Consider the following 21,231-nt stretch of genomic DNA (forward strand, 5'->3'; position numbering starts at 1 on the left):
ATTTTTCCACAATGCTGAAAATCATACATCTGAAAGGAAACAGGGGCGTCATACATAAAAAAGCAGCCAGCACATAAAAATAAACAAGATAAAAGGAAGGAGTGGACTAACGTGTCAACAAAGCAGCCGAAGAAAACATTACCGCCTCAGCACCAAAATGAACGTCCGGGTCTTGAATATAAAATGAACCCTAGACCTGTCTTTGATCGTGAGGTGCAGAATAAAAAGTTAGCAGGAAAAACAGCCATTGTGACAGGTGGAGACAGCGGGATTGGAAGAGCAGTCTCTGTTTTATTTGCGAAGGAAGGTGCCAATGTCGCCATTGTTTACTTAAGTGAACATCGTGATGCCGAGGAGACGAAGGACTATATTGAGAAAGCGGGAGGCCGTGTCATCTTAATTGCAGGTGATTTAGGGGATGAGGCTTTTTCTAATGAGGTCGTCAAAAAAACAAAAGATGCCTTCGGTTCCATTGATATTTTGGTGAATAACGCCGGGGAACAGCATCCACAAAAAAGCATTGAGCAAATTACCTCGCATCAGCTTCTTCGGACGTTTCAAACGAATATTTTTGCCATGTTTTATTTAACAAAGGCTGTTCTTCCTCATTTAAAAAAAGGAAGCAGTATCATTAATACAGCCTCTGTCACCGCCTATAAAGGGCATGAAACATTGATCGATTATTCATCCACAAAAGGGGCGGTCGTCACCTTTACGAGATCATTATCTTTATCGCTCATTAAACAAGGGATTAGAGTGAATGGAGTAGCTCCCGGTCCTATTTGGACACCGCTGATTCCCTCAACCTTTACGGAAAAAGAAGTCTCTGAATTTGGCGGAGATGTCCCAATGGAACGTCCTGGTGAGCCAGTAGAGCTTGCGCCAAGTTATTTATTTTTAGCGAGCGAAGACTCATCTTATATGAATGGACAAATGCTGCATGTGAATGGCGGGACCATTTTAAATGGATAAACAAAAAACTTGCGGTAAAGAGACGAGTTACTGTCTCTCTGCCGCAAGTAAAATCATCATGATTGATGTAAGCAGTGTTCTGCATATTGAGCTGACAAGTCATTGAATCGCTTTTCATCACGCTGATCCAGTGCCTTATCAATCTCTTCTCTTAGGAAGGTTAAGCGCTGTTTATAAAGCGCCTCATCTAAAACCATTTGAATATAGATGTCTAAAATGGTGACGCCGTTTTCTTCGGTTTTTTGGGTGTTGCGGGACTTCATGAGCTCAGCATACGTTTTTTTCTCTTTCATAAAGAATCCCCCCGATGCCTTTTTTATAGTATATGGATTGGCGGAGAAAAAATCAACAAAAATTTATAATTTTTAGACAATTTATTTTTGAGCAGAATCGACACCTCTTGTCCAATCGACAGGATGTGATATATCTTTAAAAATGGCTTTTCGATAGATCGAATGGACTAAAAAATATGATAAAAAGATGATTTTTAATAAATTTTGAAAAAATCCTGTCGTTTCTTATATGTTGGTGATAGATTAATAGTATCTCAAATAACCAAATATTAACACAGGAGGAAATGAAGTGTCAGGAATTAGTGAAACACCTTTAGATTCATACGTCATTAATCAAACAACAATGGCGGTCCTTCCAGTTGAAGAAGGAAAAAGAGTATATTCAAAAGTTATAGAAAGAGAGACAAGCTTTTACGTTGAATTAAAGCCCCTGCAAATTATTGAACGCAGCTGCAGATTCTTCGGCTCAAGCTATGCAGGCAGAAAGGCGGGAACATACGAAGTAACAGGAATTTCTCACAAACCCCCAATTGTGATTGACTCATCCAATCATCTGTATTTTTTCCCAACCTATTCATCCAACCGTCCTCAGTGCGGCTGGATCTCCCACAAATACATTCATACCTTCCAAGAATCATCCCTCGGAGACACGGTGGTCACCTTTACAAACGAGCAAGCCGTCAAACTTGATGTCTCATATAAATCATTTGAGAGTCAGGTGCACCGGACAGCATATCTCCGAACGAAATTTCAAGATCGTCTCGATGGAGGTCTTCCGAAGAAACAAGAATTTATGCTGTATCCAAAAGAACAGCAGCTCAATCTCGTATACGATTTTATATTAAGGGAGCTTCGAAACAAATATTAGTCAAAAGCCAGCGGCAGAGCAGCCGCTGGACCTCTTATCCAGCATGAATGAAATGCAAAAAGGCGCCGCTACATCATAAAGAAGAATTCATTGAAACCAAATACGTATGTCTCGTCGTCTATTGGTTGTTTGGGAAATGACAGGGAAATGTGAATCCTTAGACATATTTTCATTCATTTATCCATAAATCACAGAAGAGACACGAGCTTGTCTGTTACAATAAAAGAAATCTTATGTGGTAAAGGATGCTTATATTTGACCGATATGAACGAATGGGATGAAGAAATGGAGGCTCTGTATGAAAAAACAATCACATTTGGTGCTGCTATTTATCCTAACTTTGACATTACTAGCAGCCTGTCAGCAAGCAGGTCAGCCGCCTTCAAAGCAAGACACAAAAGAAGCTGCTTATGAACAATGGGTGCAGTCTTATATGGATGAGTTAAATAAAGCATATGAAAATATGACCGATCAGTTTATCTCAGATGGACATGGAAAGATCCAAACAAATAAAAAATTGACAGAAGCGACGAAAGCATTTGATCGTGTGATTCAAAAAGGGCTTGATCATCAAGAAGTTCCAGCTGCTTATCAAAAGGCCGATCAACAATTAAAGACAGGCCTTGCTTCATTTGAAAAAGGGATCAGTAAGGTGGAAAAGCTCTTGAAGCATCCTGATCAAGAAAAGCTGTTTATTTCCGCTACCCTTCATTTTCAGGATGGCTTGCAGCAGACAGCCGCATTTATGGAAGAAGTAGGTCAGATTCAGCAATCATCCTAAAAAAGCTTGGAAGTAAACCTTCCAGGCTTTTTTAGATGTGAAGGATTTTCTTTAAACGGCGTACGCCCTCTTGAATCATGCTTTCGTCCGTACAGGCGAATTCTAGCAGTAATCCCTTTCGAAACAATAAGGACTTAATGGATAAATGCCAACGCCAGCTTCTTTTGCTGCCTTCCTCATTTTGTTGATCTCAGGGGTCAGGCAGAAACAAAAGTAAGATGTCCATCTTTCTCTTTCTCTTCCAATTCGTTTAAAATATAGAGAAGAGAGGGGAAGATGAACATGAAAAAAGTGCAGCTTGATGGCGCAGCGTGCAGGTCGCAAGAAGAGCTTCATGACCAGCTAAAAACAGTTTTACACCTTCCTGACTATTATGGGAAAAACCTTGATGCCCTTTGGGACTGTTTGACAGGAGAGGTGACTCTTCCAGTTGAACTGACATGGGTGAATTTTCAAACGAGCAAAGACGCTCTTGGTGATTATGCTGAGAACTTGCGTCAGTTATTTCAAGAAGCAGAAGAAGAACTGAATGGACGATTTCAATTGAATATTCAATAAGAGAAAAAGCAGCCGCTGCCGCAGGCTGTTTTTTTGAGTTTTCGTCTTTTTTATACTGCTATTGAATATTTCACTAGATGTGATAATATATGAACTGTCGCTTAATTGATAATGATAATCATTTATGGCGGATAGAGCTTGATAGAAAGTGAGAAACCTGTATGAAGTTGTATCAATTAAGTTTGTTATTTGTATGTTTGGCATGTATATCTCTGTTTGTCGGTGTACAGGATCTGTCCATTTTAGAACTGTTTCATTTAACAGATGAACAAGTGCACACGTTAGTTTCAAGCCGCCTCCCGCGTCTCGTGAGTATTGTGCTTGCTGGTATGAGCCTTAGTTTATGCGGCTTTATTATGCAAAGCATGACGAGGAATAAATTTGTTTCACCAACCACTGCAGGAACGATGGATTGGGCGAAGCTTGGTATTTTAGCAGCAATGCTTGTTTTTACACATGCGAATCCGCTTATGAAAATGGGGATTGCGTTTCTATTTACTTTAGCTGGAAATCTTCTTTTCTTAAAAATCCTGCGGCATATCAAGGTGAACGATACGATTTATGTACCATTAGTCGGCTTAATGTTTGGGGGGATTGTCAGTTCAATATCTACGTTTATAGCCTATAAATATGATTTGATCCAAAACGTATCCGCATGGCTTCAAGGGGATTTTTCTCTTATTGTCCAAGGGCGTTATGAACTGCTCTATGTGAGCGTTCCACTATTGATCATTGCGTATTTATATGCTGACCGCTTTACAGTGGCAGGCATGGGCGAGAGCTTTGCTGTCAACTTAGGTTTAACGTATAAACGTGTGATGGCAGTTGGTTTGGTGATCGTTTCAATGATTACGTCTGTCACCATTTTAACTGTCGGGATGCTGCCATTCCTTGGATTAATCATTCCGAATATTGTTTCGATCTATCGCGGCGATCACTTGAAAAAAAGCCTCCCTCATACAGCTTTACTAGGAGCTATTTTTGTTCTGATTTGTGATGTGCTCGGAAGGGTGATCATTTATCCATATGAAATATCAGTTGGGCTCATGGTAGGCATCATCGGGAGTGCGATCTTCCTGTACATGTTATTAAGGAGGAAACGCTATGCATAAGAAACGTATATTATGTCTAATTGCAGCCATTGCAGCCGTGTTGATCGTAATTTTTATTACCTTTCAAATGGGGTACTGGCCGTACACAGTCCCAAGCCGTTTAAAGAAAGTGCTTGCGATGACATTAACGGGAGGCGCGATTGCCTTTTCATCTGTTGTCTTTCAAACTTTGACCAACAATCGAATCTTAACGCCGAGCATATTGGGTTTAGACGCACTGTACTTGTTTTTGCAAACAGCGATTATTTATGTGTTTGGGTCGACTCATTTAATGATCGTCAATAAGAATCTTAATTTTTTCCTTTGCGTTGGGCTGATGATTCTATTTTCTGTACTGCTGTATACAGTCATGTTCAAACGCAAAAATAAACACATTTTCTTACTTCTGCTTGTTGGAATTGTGTTTGGGACATTGTTCAAAAGTCTTTCTTCGTTTATGGAAATGCTGATCGATCCGAATGAATATCAGGTCGTACAGGATAAATCGTTTGCAAGCTTTAATCACATGAACACGGACATCTTACTGATTGCTTCTGTTTTATTTGCGGCGCTGTGTGTTTACATTTTGACATTCCGCTCCAAATTAGATGTCATGTCTCTTGGTAAGGAGCATGCGGTAAATCTAGGCATTGACTATGACAGCATCACAAAAAAGATGCTGATCGTGATAGCTGTCCTTGTGTCTATCGCAACGGCACTTGTCGGACCAATTACGTTCCTCGGCTTACTTGCCGTAAACGTCGCACGAGAGCTTTTTCGGACATACCGGCATACATACTTGCTATTAGGCTCTTTTTTTATCAGCGTGATTGCCCTTGTAGGCGGGGAATTTCTTGTAGAAAAGGTATTTACTTTTCAAACGCCGCTTAGTGTGTTGATTGATTTAGTCGGCGGACTGTATTTTATTTATTTACTGTTAAAGGAGAGTCGTTCATGGTCTTGATGAAGGGCGTCAGTAAGGCGTATAACGGAAAAACAGTGCTTCACGACACAACGATCAGTGTGAAAAAGGGACAGCTGACGTCTCTCATTGGTCCGAATGGTGCGGGAAAAAGCACGCTTTTATCCATCATGAGCCGGCTGATTCAGCCAGACTCAGGTGCAGCTTATTTAGAAGACAAGCCATATAGTGCATACCCTCCGCAGGAACTTGCAAAGAAGATGAGTATTTTAAAGCAGGCCAATCATATGAATGTGCGGCTGACCGTTCGGGAGCTTGTCAGCTTTGGCCGTTTCCCTTACTCGCAGGGTCATCTGACAAAAGAGGATGAGAAGATGATTGATGTGTCCCTCCAATACATGAAGCTTGCCGATATCCAGCATCAATATGTAGATGAACTGAGCGGTGGACAAAGACAAAGAGCTTTTATTGCAATGGTGCTGGCGCAGGATACAGATTATATTTTCTTAGATGAGCCTTTAAACAATTTGGATATGAATCATTCTGTCGAGATGATGAAGCTCTTTCAGCAGCTCGTCAAAGATCTTGGGAAAACAATTGTTGTGGTTCTTCATGATATTAACTTTGCCTCTGTGTATTCCGATCATATCGTCGCCTTAAAAGATGGACAGGTCATTAAAGAAGGTGGAGTGGACGAAGTGATTCAAACAGATGCACTTGAACAAATTTATGACATGCGCATACCGATTGAAGTTATTCGTGGTGAGCGCATTTGCTTATATTTTTCTTAAAAAAATGAAGAGGTGATCACATATGAAAAAATGGATATGGATAATGACTGTATTAACAGCGATCGTGGTACTCGCTGGCTGCGGAAATCAAGGACAAACAGAAGGAATTAAAGAAGAAACTGTGACGGTAAAAGACATGCTGAATAAAGATGGTGTAAAGATCAAGAAAAACCCGAAAAAAGTGGTCGTGTTTGATATGGGAAGTCTTGATACTTTAGACAAAATAGGTGTGAATGTAACAGCTTTACCGAAACAAGCGGTGCCTAAATATTTATCAAAATATGAAGGAGACAAATATGAAAATGTCGGCGGATTAAAAGAGCCGAACTTTGAAAAAATTGCAGAAATTAAGCCGGATTTAATCATTATCCAGCACCGTCAAGCAGATGCATTCGATGAATTTTCTAATATTGCCCCTACGATTTATATGGATGTAGACAATGCCAATTATATGGAATCATTTAAAAAGAATGCCAAAACTTTAGGCAAGGTTTTTGATAAAGAAGACAAAGTTAAAGAAGAACTTGCAGCCATTGATCAAAAAGTGGATGCTTTAAAGAAAGAAGCAAAAGAGTTAAAGAAAAATGGGCTGGTGATCATGGCGAACGACAGCAAAATGACAGCGTTCGGACCTAAGTCAAGATACGGTCTCATCCACGATGTGTTTGGTATCACACCGGCAGATCAAAAGCTTGAGCCATCTGATAAACACGGTCAAAGCATTTCGTATGAATACATGGTCAAAACGAACCCAGACTATCTATTTGTCGTTGATCGAGGCGCAGCGATCGGAGAAGAAACGTCTGCGAAACAGCTTGTTGAGAATGATTACGTGAAATCAGTCAAAGCGATCAAAAACAACCATGTGGTGTATTTGAACTCTGACATGTGGTATCTATCCGGCGGCGGGCTTGAATCATTATCTGCCATGATTGGTGAAGTAAAACAAGGTATTAGCCAAAAATAATGAACGAAAGCTGCTCATCTTGAGCGGCTTTTTTATTGTGGATTCATAAAAATATGTTGCGTGCAGGAAACTTTCATCAAAATATGTTATAGTGGAACCTACATTGATAGACTAAGATAGAGTGAGGGTTCGGAAAGGATGAAGGAAAAAAGATCAAAAAGAAGACTAAGGCCTTGGGTAAAAGCCGTGCTGTTTATCATGGCATTTGTCATGGTGATGGCAGTGTCCGTGACTGGATACGCATACTATAAAATTTCAAAAGCGTCGAATAAGGCGCAAGTATCATTAGAAAGAGGAGACACCTCGCAAAAGCGTGTGAAAGCTTTTGATCCAGGAAAGGACAGCTTTTCGGTGCTGCTGCTTGGAATTGACAGCCGTCCAGGTGAAACGGTAGATGAAGCAAGAAGTGATGCGGTCTTACTGGCGGCGGTGAACCGAACAGACAAAACCATTAAGCTTCTCAGTATTCCTCGTGATTCTTATGTAGATATACCGGGAAGAGGATATGATAAAATTGCTCACGCCCATGCGTTTGGGAGTGCAGATTTGTCAGTCAAAACGGTCGAAAATTTGTTGAACATTCCTGTAGACTATGTGATTTCAGGGAACTTTAAGGCGTTTCAAGACATTGTGGATGAGCTAAATGGAATTGACGTAACGATTGAAGATGAAAGCATCGCAAAACAGATGGAAAAGGATTCAAAGGGAAAAGTTCAAGTGCAAACAGGCACTCATAGATTGAATGGCGAAGAAGCTTTGGCCTTTGTGAGAACGAGAAAGGCTGATAGTGATCTCATGCGCGGAAAGCGCCAAATGGAAGCACTTCAAGCCATATTTGAAAAATCTAAATCGATTTCTTCGATCCCGTCATACGACAACATCATTGATACGCTTGGTGATAATGTCTCAACCAACCTTTCCATGAAACAGTTCATCGGTCTTTTTCCATTACTGAGCTCATTGAAATCAGTGGATACGATTCAGCTAAAGGGCCATGATTATCAGCCTGGGAATGTGTATTACTTTGAGTTAGATGGACCAGGATTAGAAGAAGTTAGAACAGAGCTGAGAAAACAGCTTGAATTATCATAAATAAGAAGGAGCCTGCCGCCGCGGCAGGCTTTTTTTGCATGGGTACCGCGCCGCATTTCAGCAAGAAGTTAATTTGCTTGATGCAGAAAATATGCAGTCAGCAGTTCCTCTACCCGGTGACGTATACGCGGATTAAAGTATTTATGCTTTTCTTCATAGCCATTTATGATAAATAGATACGTTGTAAATCCTTCATCGTGTTCAATTTGCTGTACTTTCATATTTTCTTTACGTAAATGCTGCTTCAGTTCGTAAAGTGCTTTCTGTGCTTCCTTTAACACAGAGGTCACAAGCTGAATGTATGGTTCATTTAGTTTAAATGTTTGATGTTGTTTTAAGTGTGTCAGGTCACGATTGAGGATGGAGATGACCATTGGAAGAAAGATGGCCTGTTCCATCATCTGAAGCTGTATTCTTGATAGTCTTGTCATGTCCAAGCCTGCTTTCTTTATGAATAGAACAAATGTTCTTGTTTATTATATCGAATGAGTCAAACAATCTCAAGGGGGCGAGTGGGATTCATTTGTATATTTTTATGTTTTCCATGTAAAATGAAATGTAGACAAACCTTGAAGGAGTCAAACAAGTTGACATCATTTCTTTCTCTATTTACTCATGAAAATATCACATCATTTTTTGAAAGCTACAAGGCTTTTGGACCAATTGTCGCTATATTGCTTCCTCTGATTGAAGCATTTCTTCCGTTTTTACCACTTGTGGCGTTTGCGGTGGCCAATGCAAATGCATTCGGCCTTTGGGAAGGCTTTTTATTAACCTGGATCGGTGCAAGTGCAGGGTCTATTCTTGTCTTTTTACTGATCAGAAAATTTGGACAGATGAGAATGCTGAACTTTATCAGCAGACACCCTTCCATTAAGAAATTGATGCTTTGGGTAGAGAAGCGGGGATTTGGTCCGTTATTTATTTTACTCTGCTTTCCTTTTACACCTTCTGCGGCTGTCAATGTTGTCGCAGGCTTATCAAGAATTAGCATGTGGCAATTTTCATTAGCTGCTTTAGCTGGTAAGTGTGTCATGCTCTTTATCATTAGTTTTATCGGTTATGATCTTTCTGCTTTAGTAAAGAATCCGTTAAGAAGTGTTTTTGCGGTTCTAGTTATCGTTTTATTATGGTATGTTGGAAAGAGAGTAGAAAATAGGTTGAATATTCGAATGAGCAAGCGTGAGGACAAAGGAGGCTCTTAATGAAAAAGAAGCCATTGCTGTGGTTGATGATTATTACATGCATCGTCTTATTGTTCCAGGTAAAGAATTTCATGTTTGTGAAGTATAAAGTAGAAGGGGTTAGTATGGACCCTACATTTACAGATGGAACAGAATTATTAATCAACAAGTTCTCGCCAAAACTCACGAAAATTAGCCGGTTTGATTATGTGTTATTTCACGGACCCAAAAATCAAATTTTGATCAAACGGGTCATTGGGCTCCCAGGAGAATCGATCAAGTATGTAGATGATCAGTTATTTGTCGATGGGGAAAAATGGAAAGAACCCTATTTAAAAGAGCAGAAAAAACATAAAATGGGGAATGTCCTGACTGGAGATTTTCAGCTGAAAGCTATCACAGGACAAGATAAAATCAAAAAAAACCATTACTTCGTGATCGGAGATAACCGAATACATAGCTTCGACAGCCGGCATTTTGGAACGATTTCAAAGGATCAAGTAGTTGGTGTCAAAAGAAATCAGGATGAATAAAAGAAGAGGCGCTCTGCACATGCAAAGCGTCTCTTTTTTTATTTTGCGGCTTTATATTCAGGATGTCTTTTTGCCCAGACATGATGTAAGAATCGAAAAAACGGTGGCAGCATCGCAATGACAAGAATGATTCTAACGACTTGTACAGCTACTACAAAGGTTGAATCCTCATGGAGTGTGACTGCTGTTGTTGCCATTTCTGCAATACCGCCAGGCGAAAAGGCAAGAATGGCTGTAATGACAGAAATGCCTGTGACCTCTGCAATGGCAATTGAACTGAGAACCGTTGCAGCAATCAGTCCAGCTGAGCTGACGACGGCCACAATTAACGTGTTTTTTAGCCCGACAAACATCTGTTTATTCATTTTTGAACCGATGGTTGCACCTAGAAATACCTGTGACGCGATATTCGCTTGTGCTGGCCAGTAAGGAATCAAATCATGACCTATGAGCGCACCTGCACCTACTTGAAGAGCTGCAACTCCTAACATACTGCCAATCAGCCAAGGGGCAGGGAAATGAAGACGAACCGCGAGGCGTGACATAAGCCAGGCACCTAAAATAAGTGCGATACTCCACGAGATATTTGACAGGGTGAAAACGCCGGATGAAAAGGCGCTCCCTTGCACGGTTGCAGCTGCATCCGCTGGATTTTTTGTATTTAAATAGAACACCGTAAATGGGATGGTGAGTACCACCATTAATACACGTGTTGTTTGTACGAGACTGACAACGGCTGTATTTGCTCCAACCTCTTGGGCAATCCCTGGCATAGCAGATAAACCGCCTGGTGCTGTTCCGACAAAACTGGTCAGCATATCTGTTTTACTCAGCTTCCATAAGGCAAAGCCAGAGAGCATCGCCAGTAGAATAGAAAAAACGAGCATGAAACTCACAGGGAGCCAATGTTCAGTGAAAATATGAAGAACTTTCATGTTCATTTTCTGTCCGAGTTCGATTCCGAGAATAAATTGACCAAGGAGTAGCCATCTGCTGTGGATACGCAAGGTGTTGTTTCCTTTACGCTGAAACAGGGCGGGACGTCGCATGGCAATAAATGCAGCCGTGATTAATGTTCCGATCATCCAGCCAATAGACATTCCTGTTAAAGACAAAAGAAATCCACCTAAACCGCTTATCGCGATCAAAATGAGATCGGTTCGAAGGCTGTTTCCTTGTTTCATCACATGTAAACCTTCTTCCTATAAATTTGTTCAGTAAGTGAAATGTTGTTATCTTCACTATAATACAAAAGTCTCTATAAATAAAATACGAATTTTTTTACCAATTTCATAAGATTATCTTATCGAGAATCAGATTGCCTATTGATATAAATAGGTTCGTAATTTTTACTAAGAAGCAAGGTAATATGCAACGATTTTCCCCTATTTTGGTTATCTGTTGACTATCATTTTCAATTACACTACAATCCTTAGTGTGAGGTGATGACATGAAAATTCCTTCTTTTAAATATAATGAAAAGGGATTGAATCGCTTTTTCGGTCCTTTAGAGGGAAGGATTATGGAGATCCTTTATCAAGGTGAGGGTATGCCGATTAAAGAAGTGCAGCAGAAGCTGTCAGATGAGAAGCCGATTAATTTCAACACGGTGATGACTGTGCTGAACCGCTTAACCGAAAAGGGAATTGTCGAGAAGAAAACAAAAGGGCGTTCATCTATTTATAATCCCATTTTAACAAAAGAAGAATTTCTAAATGAGCAGACAAAATGGATTACCCAAGGGCTGATGGACGATTTTGGTCCACTGGCAGTGAATCATATGGTGGATGCAATTGAAAGTGCTGACCCTGAATTACTCAAAGTGCTTGAAGCAAGGCTGGCATCCAAAAAAGAGGAGCAGCAAAATGAATAAAATGAAATCGAGCCTGCTGTTTTTAGGCGGTATATTGATTGGTTTAACGATTTTTTATCAGATGGGTTATTACGTGCTTTCAAGCTTTTTTGGCTGGAATCAAGCATATAATCTTATTCATGTATGCCAATCTGTTCTCGAATTCTATGGATTCACTCCTTTGAAATATTTTCTAGATGCTTTAGTCCTCTACACACTGGGATTTGCGATTTTCTATATGACGAAGCAAATCAAAACGTACATTCAATTCAAGCAAAATCTGATGCTTGCAGTCGATTACCACTGGACCGAATCTTTATCTGAGAAATATGCAAATGACATCATTGTGTTTCATTGTCATGAACCGCTTGCTTTTGCCATGGGGATGCTTCACCCAAAGGTTTACTTATCAACGTCTCTCATGGACATGCTGGATGAAGAGGAGATTGACGCTGTTGTTTATCATGAATTACACCACAAATACAGCTATGATCCTTTAAAGGCTTTCACATTCTCAATGCTCACAAAAGTCATTTGGTACATTCCAGTGTTAAAGCATATGAGACAAAGCTATTCCGTTTTTCGTGAAGTGATCGCAGATGACTATGCGATTCGGCAGACAGGCACTGAGCTTGGAGTAGGGCAAGCCCTTTTGAAGCTGATTAAAAAGAGAACGCAGTTTCAAAAACAAACGAAGTTTGCGGTATCCTTTGGAGATCGGGCATTGAATTTAAGAATACAGAAGATCTTAAATCCAACATACAATATTCCTTTCAATGTACCCATCATTCCCATTGTCACATCAACCATTCTCATGGTGGCCTTAATGATTATGCTTAACCTAAATTACTAATTTTTTTTACTTATTAACATTACATTATGTAGTGTAAAAACAGGAGGAAATCACTATATGAAAACGAATCAAGAAATAGGAACACTTTTTGTACGTGTTATTTTAGGTATTATCTTCTTTCTACACGGACTTCAGGCATATCAAGGAGGTCTGGGGGGAACAGCGGCATTCTTTGGACAAATCGGTGTACCGGAATTTATGGCCTATATTGTAAAGACAATTGAGCTGGTCGGTGGTATCGCCTTGATTTTAGGTCTAGGAACACGTATTTTCGCAGCATTATTTGTACCAATTATGGCTGTGGCGATTATTACGGTTGGTTTTTCTAAAGGATTTGTTGGCGGTTATGAATTTGAACTATCGCTGCTTGTCATGGCCCTTTATTTAACACTCAGCGGCAGTAAGATGCTGTCCATTGATGGGTTGCTAAAACATCAGCAGCAAAGCAATGAAGCAAAATTTCATTAAACGATCATGAAAAAAACTCCTTCTGCTATTTGTGGCAGAGGAGTTTTTTTATTTATCAAATTGTCGTTTTCACGTTTGAAAAAGTGAAAGAGATAAGGGATTTATTGAGAATAGTATTTTATTTGATAGATTGAATGAACAAAAAGCCGATTTCATTTTTTGACGGAACATACGATCTCCTATTAAAATAGGACTATCTAAGACACATGGTGCGTTAAAAGATATAAAAACCATACAGCATGCTGCTGTTCATCTTGAGCGATACGTTTCATCAGCTCTTTTGTTCCTTGATCCCGGACATAATCTGATATCTTTAAGTAAAAATCAACCGTTCTTTGTTCATCTTTAAATGCGAAAAGAAGCCCTTCTCTAAATTGATCTGGACAAGGTTCTGTTACGCTTGGTTTGTGATTTTTACCTGTTAAAGAATAATACAGCTTTGAAAATAGTTGATAGTGTCTGACTTCATCCTGGCGTATTTCTTGAATGATTTTTTTTGCCTCAGGAGTTTTTGCTCTTTGAGCAAGTTTTTCGTAGCATTGGATCGCAGAATATTCACCATTGATTGCTTTTTCAAGGTCTGAAATGATTCTTGTGTTTTGGCGCATGTCATATGGCGGGTAGTCGTAATAACCGTAATACATGATATTGCCAGCCTCCTTTGAGTTCATGATGGTTTATGATATGAGAAGAGTAAGGAAAGGTGCCTATATCTTTTTAGGAAGGAGAAGGGGAAAATAGCTATTTACTTTTATTTTCGCTAGAATATGAGTACATAAGAAAGGTGTTGTGGAGCGTGGAGATTCAGTTTTTAGCAGGCAGATCGGGGAGTGGAAAAACGACTGCAATCTTAGAGGAAATCAAAGAACAGCTTCGGCTTGATCCGTTGGGTCCGCCAATCATTTTTTTAGTCCCGGATCAAATGACATTCTTAATGGAATACGAGCTTGCAAAAACGTCTGAAGCTGGCGGGATGATCAGGGCCAAAGTATTTAGTTTCACGCGTCTTGCTTGGTCTATTTTACAGCAGACTGGCGGAGCGAACCGGCAATTTGTGACAAGCACAGGAATTCAAATGCTTTTAAGAAAAGTGATTGAAGAGGAGAAAGAAAAGTTTAAGGTATTCAAAAAAGCGAGTGATAAGCCGGGGTTTGTCGAGCAAATCGAAAAGACGATGGCTGAGTTCAAGAGATATTGCATGCTGCCTGAGGATATTGAAAAAATTTCATTATCGAGCATGCATTCAGAGTATACAGAAGAAAGACGGGCAGCCGAGAAATTGCATGATCTGCATGTTCTTTATCAGCAGATGGAGCAGCATTTACAAGATGAATATGTGCACTCAGAAGACTATTTGACGCTTCTCACGGAGCAAATTCCTTTATCTGATGAAATAAAAGGAGCACACATTTATATAGATGGTTTTTATCAATTTACACCGCAGCAGCTTCTCGTCATTGAACAGCTTCTGCTGCATGCTGAGAAAATAACGGCTGCTTTCACAGTGGATCGTTCCTATCATGATAAACAGCCAAATGAACTTGATTTATTTCGTATGACAGGTAAAACGTATTTCCAGCTCTATCAGCTTGCTAAAGAGTGCGGCGCGTCCATTTCTGAGCACATTTTGGAGAAAAATAACCGTCATCTTCATACGCCGGATCTTGCTTATTTAGAACGGCAATATGAGCAGAGACCGGTGAAGCCATATCAGGAAATAACCCCTCATCTCACAGTGTCTAAAAGTGCGAGTAAACGAGCTGAAATTGAGGGAGTAGCGAGAGAAATTCTTCATTTAGTGAGAGAAGAAGGACTTAGACTGCGAGATATTTCGATTGTAGCGCGGCATGTAGACGACTATAAAGATACGTTAAAAGAGGTTTTTCGAGATTACGATATTCCATTTTTTATTGATGGAAATGAATCGATGCAGTATCATCCGCTCATTGAATTAATTCGTTCAAGCTTGGATGTCATAAAAGGAAACTGGCGTTATGAGGCCGTGTTTCGCTGCGTGAAGACAGAGTTCTTATTTCCGCTCGAACTTGCCAAAAACAAAGCGAGAGAACAGGCAGACCAGCTTGAAAACTACTGTATTGCTTATGGTGTAAAAGGAGAACGCTGGACAAACGGTTCCCGTTTCCATTACAGGCGATTCCAATCCTTAGATGAGGATTTTGGACAAACAGATCAAGAAATTGAAATGGAACAGATGCTGAATGATGTAAAGGAATGGATCGCACTGCCGGTTTTCCAATTGCAAAAAAGGCTGAAAAAAGCGCAAAAGGTAAAAGACATGGTAGAGGCAGTTTATGTCTTCTTAGAGGAAATACAAGTGCCGGATAAACTTGAAAAGGCTAGGCTGGAAGCTGAAGAAGCAGGTAGATTAGCTGAAGCCATGCAGCATGGACAAGTATGGGATGCTGTTATTCAATTAATGGATGAATTTGTTGAAATGCTCGGTGAGGAGGAGCTCTCATTTCCTTTATTCCAACAGATGATGGATACAGGATTGGCCTCTTTAAAATTCGCTTTAATTCCGCCTTCACTCGACCAAGTATTTATCGGAAGTATGGATTTATCGAGAATGTATCAAGTGAAGTGTATGTTTATCATTGGGGTAAATGATGGCGTTATTCCCGCACGTCCTTCTGACGAAAGTGTTTTGTCTGAGGATGACCGGGAGTGGTTAAAACGAGCAGGAGCAGAACTCGCAGAGACAGGAAAAGAACGGCTGCTAGATGAGCAATTTTTAATTTACCAGGCGCTGTCGAGTCCATCTCATCATTTGTATCTGTCTTATTCAGTGTCAGATGAAGAGGGGCGCTCTCTATTGCCTTCGCCTCTTATCAAGTATTGTCAGGAGCTTATGCCAAATCATGAGCATGCTTTGTATGTGTTAGACCCGGAACAGCTGGATGACAAGGAGCAATTAAAATTTGTAGCGAATGAGCATGTCTCGTTATCGTATACTGTCTCGCAGCTGCAGCAATGGCTCAGCCAATACCCCATCAGTGGTGTATGGTGGAGTGTCTATAATTATTTGATGACGTCATCTCATCGGGATGTATCAAAAAACATCTTGTCGAGTTTGTTTTTTACAAATCGAGCGAAGCGCTTAAAACCTAACGTCACAAAAGAACTTTATGGTGATCACATTCAAGGCAGTGTTTCAAGAATGGAGAAATTCAATGCGTGTGCATTTTCTCACTTTGCTTCCCACGGGTTAAAACTAAAGGACCGGCAATTTTATAAATTGGAAGCACCCGATATCGGCCAGCTGTTTCACTCGGCCTTAAAGCATATTTCAGATACGCTTGTTGAACAAAAAAAGGATTGGAAAAACCTAACGAAGGATGACTGTGTCAACTATTCAAGACATGCAATCGAACAGCTTGCACCGCGTCTTCAAAAGGAAATCCTATTAAGCTCTAACCGGCATGCTTATATTAAAGAAAAGCTCCAGAAAATCTTGATTCGAGTCTCTTCTATATTAAGTGAGCATGCAAGAGTGAGTGGATTTTCTCCCGTTGGGCTTGAGTTAGGCTTTGGCGGCCAAGGGCCACTTCCGCCGTTTACTTTTCAATTGAAAAATGGCTGCACGATGGAGCTTGTCGGAAGAATTGACCGGGTGGATAAAGCAGAAGGTTCAAAAGGGCTGCTGTTGAGAATCGTCGACTACAAATCGAGTGAGAAAGGCCTTGATCTAGCAGAAGTATACTATGGGCTGGCCTTGCAAATGCTCACATACTTAGACCTGACGATTACGTATTCAAAGGAGTGGCTCGGTGTAGAAGCAACGCCAGCTGGCATTTTATATTTCCATATTCATGATCCGCTCATTCAAGCACCGATTCCGCTTGCAGAGGATGAAATCGAGCAGGAAATATTCAAGAAATTTAAAATGAAAGGTCTTTTGCTTGAAGATGTAGAAGCGGTAAAGCTAATGGATCAAACGCTTGAATCAGGAAGATCACAAGTCATTCAAGCTGGCTTGAAAAAGGATGGGTCTTTCCGTTCTGACTCTGCTGTTTTAAGTGAAGATCATTTCCATATACTCACACAGCATGTTCGGCGCACGTTTGAAGAGGCAGGCGAAAGAATTACAAATGGCGAGGTAGCCATTAATCCATATAAATTGAAGGATCAAACACCATGCCGCTTTTGTTCATTTAAGTCTATTTGCCAATTTGATGAATCGATAGAGGATAATGAATTTAGAGTGCTTTCATCTGAAAAGGATGATGTTGTGATAGACCGGATCAAAAAAGAAGGGGATCAGTATGCAAATACCAAAACCGAATAACAGTACTTGGACGGATGACCAGTGGGAAGCCATCGTTTCAGAAGGACAAGATATCCTTGTTGCGGCGGCGGCAGGGTCAGGTAAAACAGCTGTTTTGGTTGAACGGCTGATTCGAAAAATGACTCGTCCTGAGGATCCAGTTGATGTGGATCGTCTGCTCGTTGTGACTTTCACAAATGCATCTGCGGCAGAGATGAAGCATCGGATCACAGAAGCACTTGAAAAGGAATTAGCTAAGAACCCCGGGTCCCTTCATATGAGAAGACAGCTGTCGCTCATGAATCGTGCCAATATTTCCACCCTGCACTCCTTTTGTTTGCAGGTTTTGCGCACCTTTTACTATGAGATTGACCTTGATCCAGGCTTTCGTTTGGCTGATCAAACAGAAGGAGAATTATTAGGAGATGAAGTGTTAGATGAACTGTTTGAGGATGAATATAAGGCTGGAAAGCCAGCGTTCTTTGAACTGGTTGATCGTTACACTTCTGACCGTCATGATTTAGATTTGCAATGGCTTGTGAAGAGAATTTATGAGTTTTCCAGATCTCATCCTTCACCTGAACAATGGATGAGGGCATTCCTTTCTCTTTATGATGTAGATGCTCAAACAAAAGTAGAACAATTACCGTTTTACCCATATATCAAAGAGGACCTTTCTCTCGTTTTTCGAAGCTGTCTTGAACTGCTCGAACGAGCTCTCGCCCTATCAAAAGAACCGGGTGGCCCCGCGCCGAGAGCAGAAAATTTTATAGATGATTTAGAGCAGATCAATGAATTAATCAGGCACCAAGATGATTTTGAGAAGCTTTACGAGCTTTTGCCAAACATCAATTTTAAAAGGCTCAAAACATGTAAAGGGGACGAATATGATCCTGTGCTGTTAGAAAAAGCCACAGATGCACGCAATCAAGCAAAAAAACAATTAGAAAAGCTCAAAGATGAATACTTTATGCGCAGTCCCGCCCAGCATTTGAACAGTTTAGCTGAAATGAAGCCGGTGGTCGAAACACTTGTGGAGCTTGTCATCCAATTTGGACAGCGTTTCGAAAGAGCGAAGCAAGAAAAATCAATCGTGGATTTTTCGGATTTAGAGCATTATTGCTTACGCATTTTAGCAGAGCAGGACGCGGAAGGAAATTTGATTGAAACAGAAGCGGCCAAGTACTATCAACAGCAGTTTGAAGAAGTGCTCGTTGATGAATACCAGGATACAAACCTTGTACAGGAAACGATTTTAAGGCTTGTATCTAAAGGGGAACATGCTGCAGAGGGCAACCTGTTTATGGTTGGTGATGTAAAGCAGTCCATTTATCGTTTTAGACTGGCTGAGCCTATGCTCTTTTTAAACAAATATAAACAATTTACACCAGACGGCAAAGAAACAGGGAAGAGAATTGATTTAAATAAAAACTTCCGCAGCCGTTCAGATGTGTTAGACAGTACGAACTTTTTGTTCAAACAGCTGATGGGGGAAACAGTTGGAGAAATTGATTACGATGAACAAGCTGAATTAAAGCTTGGAGCTAGTTATCCAGAAAGCGAAGATACAACGACAGAAATGCTTCTTGTACATTTAGATCAACAGGAAGCAGAAACTGACGAAGAGCGAGAAGAACTAGAGACCGTACAACTAGAAGCGAGAGTCATTGCTAAAAAAATAAGAGAATTGGTGGAGCAGCCATTTCAAGTGTACGATGCAAAACAGCAAATGACCCGTAACTTGCAGTATCGGGACATTGTGATTTTACTTCGCTCCATGCCTTGGGCTCCGCAAATGATGGAGGAATTGAAGAAGCAGGGAATCCCTGTGTATGCGAATCTTTCCTCCGGTTATTTTGAAGCAACAGAGGTGTCTGTGATTCTTTCTCTGTTAAAAGTCATCGATAATCCATATCAGGATATCCCGCTTGCAGCTGTATTAAGATCACCAATTGTTCATTTAGACGAAAATGAAATGGCACTGATTCGCACGAGTGATAAAAAAGGCACTTATTATGATGCTGTGAAGGCATTTATGAGTGTGACTCATTCAGATCACCCTACATGCAAAAAACTAGAACGGTTTTTCAGGTTGCTGCGTAAGTGGCGTGATTTCTCCATGAATCATTCAGTAGCGGAATTGATTTGGGAAGTATACCGCGATACGCAGTATCTAGATTACGTTGGCGGGATGCCTGGAGGCAAGCAGAGACAGGCGAACCTCCGTGCTCTTTATGATCGAGCGAAGCAGTATGAAAAAGCTGCCTTTAGAGGGCTGTTCCGTTTTCTTCGTTTTATCGAAAGAATGCAGGAGCGTGGAGATGATCTTGGTGCGGCAAAAACGTTCAGTGAAACAGAGGACGTTGTTCGCATGATGACGATCCACAGCAGTAAAGGATTAGAATTTCCAGTCGTCTTTACCGCAGGACTCGGCAGAAACTTTAATATGATGGACTTAAACCAGTCCTACTTGCTTGATAAAGAATTAGGCTTTGGAAGCAAATATATTCATCCAGAGCTGAGAATTAGCTATGCAACATTACCGCTTGTGGCGATGAAAAAAAAGATGAGGAAAGAGCTATTATCTGAAGAGCTGAGAGTTCTATATGTAGCGCTCACAAGGGCTAAGGAGAAATTATTTCTGGTCGGCTCTGTCAAAAATCAGGTGAAGGCATTAAGCAAATGGCAAAATGCTGCAACCGGAGAGGACTGGCTCCTCCCTGATTTTGAACGTTATCAATCGAAAACATACTTAGATTTTATTGGTCCTGCTCTCATCCGTCACCAAGCAATGTCATCTATTTTAGAAGAAACAGGTGATGTTGTTCTGTCACACCCATCAGCATTCACGATCTCATTTACTCAAGCTTCCGATCTTCTAAAAGAAGATATGTCACTTGAAAAGAAGCAGCAGGACGAGGTGGTACAAGCTTTGATGGAAGGTCTGCCTGTTGAAAAATATGGTGATGCTGATGAGAAAGTAGCAGAGAGACTTTCATGGAGATACCCATACCTAGCGGCCTCACAAGTCGGCACAAAGCAGTCAGTTTCCGAGATAAAAAGAATGAAAGAAATACAGGATGAGTATAGTGTTCCTTCTTCTCTTCGAAAAGCCCGTGCCACGATGTATGACCGGCCGGCTTTCATGAAGAAAAAAACACTCACTGCCGCAGAGCAAGGCACCGCAATGCATACAGTCATGCAGCATATTGCGCTTCCTTCTGACGAGCCCTTCGATGAAATCCGTATACATCAGCTGCTCGATTCCTTACAGCAGCGAGACTTGCTAACAAATGAACAAGTCCAGTCAATTGATCAAGAAGGAATTGCAGCTTTCTTCTCTACTTCTATTGGTCAAAAGCTGCGGAAAGCGGACTGGGTGAAACGAGAAGTGTCATTTAGTATGGTGTTACCTGTTAAAGAGGTATACAGCCATATTGATGCAGAGGGGGAGCCTGTCCTTATTCAAGGGATGATTGACTGTTTATTTGAAACGGATGGAAAACTATATTTACTAGATTATAAAACAGATAGAGTGCAAGGCAGATATACAGGCGGTCTTGAAGCAGCTGTACCTATATTGAAAAAGCGCTATGAAACTCAAATAGCGTTATATGCAAAAGCAGTAGAACGTTTAACAAACAGAACATTAGAGGAGAAAATTCTTTATTTCTTTGATGGTAATTTAGAAATTTCATTATAAATGTATCGGAATGAGAGG

General features: G+C 40.6%; 20 protein-coding genes. 16 read left to right on the top strand and 4 right to left on the bottom strand.

Annotated features, from left to right (window positions below):
• Positions 1–111 precede the first annotated feature (111 nt).
• Entirely contained in the window at positions 112–972 is an 861-nt protein-coding gene (locus MHB66_RS05055) for an SDR family oxidoreductase (RefSeq protein WP_034282185.1), read from the top strand.
• Between the two features lie 56 nt (positions 973–1,028).
• Here the strand turns inward: MHB66_RS05055 and MHB66_RS05060 are convergent, their stop codons facing one another.
• Positions 1,029–1,265 carry an IDEAL domain-containing protein gene (locus tag MHB66_RS05060; protein ID WP_008348804.1) on the bottom strand — a complete coding sequence of 79 codons (237 nt, stop codon included), beginning with the start codon at positions 1,263–1,265 and terminating at the stop codon, positions 1,029–1,031.
• 289 nt (positions 1,266–1,554) lie between these two features.
• Here MHB66_RS05060 and MHB66_RS05065 point away from each other — a divergent pair, with 289 nt between their 5' ends.
• The 8 genes from MHB66_RS05065 to MHB66_RS05100 all read left to right on the top strand — a co-directional run bounded on the left by MHB66_RS05065 (position 1,555) and on the right by MHB66_RS05100 (position 8,335).
• On the top strand, positions 1,555–2,133 hold the full coding sequence (locus MHB66_RS05065) for a competence protein ComK (protein ID WP_041117040.1): 579 nt from the start codon (positions 1,555–1,557) through the stop codon (positions 2,131–2,133).
• Positions 2,134–2,431: 298 nt separating this feature from the next.
• Positions 2,432–2,914, top strand: coding sequence for a hypothetical protein (locus tag MHB66_RS05070; RefSeq protein WP_041117042.1), 483 nt, complete (start codon positions 2,432–2,434; stop codon positions 2,912–2,914).
• A gap of 282 nt (positions 2,915–3,196) precedes the next feature.
• On the top strand, positions 3,197–3,472 hold the full coding sequence (locus tag MHB66_RS05075; protein WP_041117044.1) for a barstar family protein: 276 nt from the start codon (positions 3,197–3,199) through the stop codon (positions 3,470–3,472).
• A gap of 161 nt (positions 3,473–3,633) precedes the next feature.
• The gene (locus MHB66_RS05080; protein WP_041117046.1) at positions 3,634–4,584 is read left to right on the top strand and encodes an ABC transporter permease; all 951 of its coding nucleotides are present in this window, start codon (positions 3,634–3,636) and stop codon (positions 4,582–4,584) included.
• A complete protein-coding gene (locus MHB66_RS05085) occupies positions 4,577–5,527 on the top strand; it encodes an iron chelate uptake ABC transporter family permease subunit (protein WP_046310457.1) in 951 nt (316 codons plus the stop codon). The genes MHB66_RS05080 and MHB66_RS05085 overlap by 8 nt, the downstream gene beginning before the upstream one ends.
• Complete coding sequence (locus tag MHB66_RS05090) at positions 5,518–6,276, top strand: ATP-binding cassette domain-containing protein (protein WP_041117050.1); 759 nt, start codon at positions 5,518–5,520, stop codon at positions 6,274–6,276. The genes MHB66_RS05085 and MHB66_RS05090 overlap by 10 nt, the downstream gene beginning before the upstream one ends.
• 22 nt (positions 6,277–6,298) lie before the next feature.
• Complete coding sequence (locus MHB66_RS05095) at positions 6,299–7,243, top strand: siderophore ABC transporter substrate-binding protein (protein WP_046310460.1); 945 nt, start codon at positions 6,299–6,301, stop codon at positions 7,241–7,243.
• A 138-nt stretch (positions 7,244–7,381) separates the two neighbouring features.
• On the top strand, positions 7,382–8,335 hold the full coding sequence (locus tag MHB66_RS05100) for an LCP family protein (RefSeq protein WP_034282168.1): 954 nt from the start codon (positions 7,382–7,384) through the stop codon (positions 8,333–8,335).
• A gap of 68 nt (positions 8,336–8,403) precedes the next feature.
• Here MHB66_RS05100 and MHB66_RS05105 read toward each other — a convergent pair whose 3' ends face one another.
• A complete protein-coding gene (locus tag MHB66_RS05105; RefSeq protein ID WP_034282166.1) occupies positions 8,404–8,766 on the bottom strand; it encodes a hypothetical protein in 363 nt (120 codons plus the stop codon).
• Positions 8,767–8,922: 156 nt separating this feature from the next.
• On the opposite strand from MHB66_RS05105, the gene MHB66_RS05110 reads away from it, so the two are divergent.
• Positions 8,923–9,540, top strand: coding sequence for a TVP38/TMEM64 family protein (locus MHB66_RS05110; protein ID WP_024425492.1), 618 nt, complete (start codon positions 8,923–8,925; stop codon positions 9,538–9,540).
• Positions 9,540–10,052, top strand: a complete 513-nt coding sequence (gene lepB, locus MHB66_RS05115) for a signal peptidase I (RefSeq protein WP_041117054.1) — start codon at positions 9,540–9,542, stop codon at positions 10,050–10,052. Before MHB66_RS05110 ends, lepB begins: the two co-directional genes overlap by 1 nt.
• A gap of 38 nt (positions 10,053–10,090) precedes the next feature.
• Here the strand turns inward: lepB and MHB66_RS05120 are convergent, their stop codons facing one another.
• Positions 10,091–11,236, bottom strand: coding sequence for an AbrB family transcriptional regulator (locus MHB66_RS05120; RefSeq protein WP_034282161.1), 1,146 nt, complete (start codon positions 11,234–11,236; stop codon positions 10,091–10,093).
• Between the two features lie 266 nt (positions 11,237–11,502).
• Between MHB66_RS05120 and MHB66_RS05125 the strand changes: the two genes are divergently transcribed.
• Genes MHB66_RS05125 through MHB66_RS05135 form a run of 3 tightly spaced genes read left to right on the top strand, consistent with a single transcriptional unit; the run spans position 11,503 to position 13,225 of the window.
• Positions 11,503–11,925, top strand: coding sequence for a BlaI/MecI/CopY family transcriptional regulator (locus MHB66_RS05125; RefSeq protein WP_034282159.1), 423 nt, complete (start codon positions 11,503–11,505; stop codon positions 11,923–11,925).
• Positions 11,918–12,757, top strand: coding sequence for a M56 family metallopeptidase (locus MHB66_RS05130; protein WP_041117056.1), 840 nt, complete (start codon positions 11,918–11,920; stop codon positions 12,755–12,757). The genes MHB66_RS05125 and MHB66_RS05130 overlap by 8 nt, the downstream gene beginning before the upstream one ends.
• 57 nt (positions 12,758–12,814) lie before the next feature.
• Positions 12,815–13,225: a DoxX family protein gene (locus tag MHB66_RS05135; RefSeq protein ID WP_034282155.1), complete on the top strand. Its 411-nt coding sequence runs from the start codon at positions 12,815–12,817 to the stop codon at positions 13,223–13,225.
• Between the two features lie 197 nt (positions 13,226–13,422).
• Here MHB66_RS05135 and MHB66_RS05140 read toward each other — a convergent pair whose 3' ends face one another.
• A complete protein-coding gene (locus tag MHB66_RS05140) occupies positions 13,423–13,869 on the bottom strand; it encodes a ferritin-like domain-containing protein (protein ID WP_046310463.1) in 447 nt (148 codons plus the stop codon).
• 152 nt (positions 13,870–14,021) lie between these two features.
• Between MHB66_RS05140 and addB the strand changes: the two genes are divergently transcribed.
• Together addB and addA are read left to right on the top strand one after the other, a co-directional pair.
• Positions 14,022–17,531 (top strand): helicase-exonuclease AddAB subunit AddB, encoded by a 3,510-nt coding sequence (addB, locus tag MHB66_RS05145; RefSeq protein ID WP_046310466.1) that lies wholly within the window; start codon positions 14,022–14,024, stop codon positions 17,529–17,531.
• A complete protein-coding gene (gene addA, locus MHB66_RS05150) occupies positions 17,509–21,213 on the top strand; it encodes a helicase-exonuclease AddAB subunit AddA (protein WP_046310469.1) in 3,705 nt (1,234 codons plus the stop codon). The genes addB and addA overlap by 23 nt, the downstream gene beginning before the upstream one ends.
• Positions 21,214–21,231: the final 18 nt, after the last annotated feature.

Origin of the sequence: Bacillus sp. FSL L8-0167 (genome assembly GCF_038630295.1) — a bacterium.
Taxonomy (GTDB): domain Bacteria; phylum Bacillota; class Bacilli; order Bacillales; family Bacillaceae; genus Bacillus; species Bacillus safensis.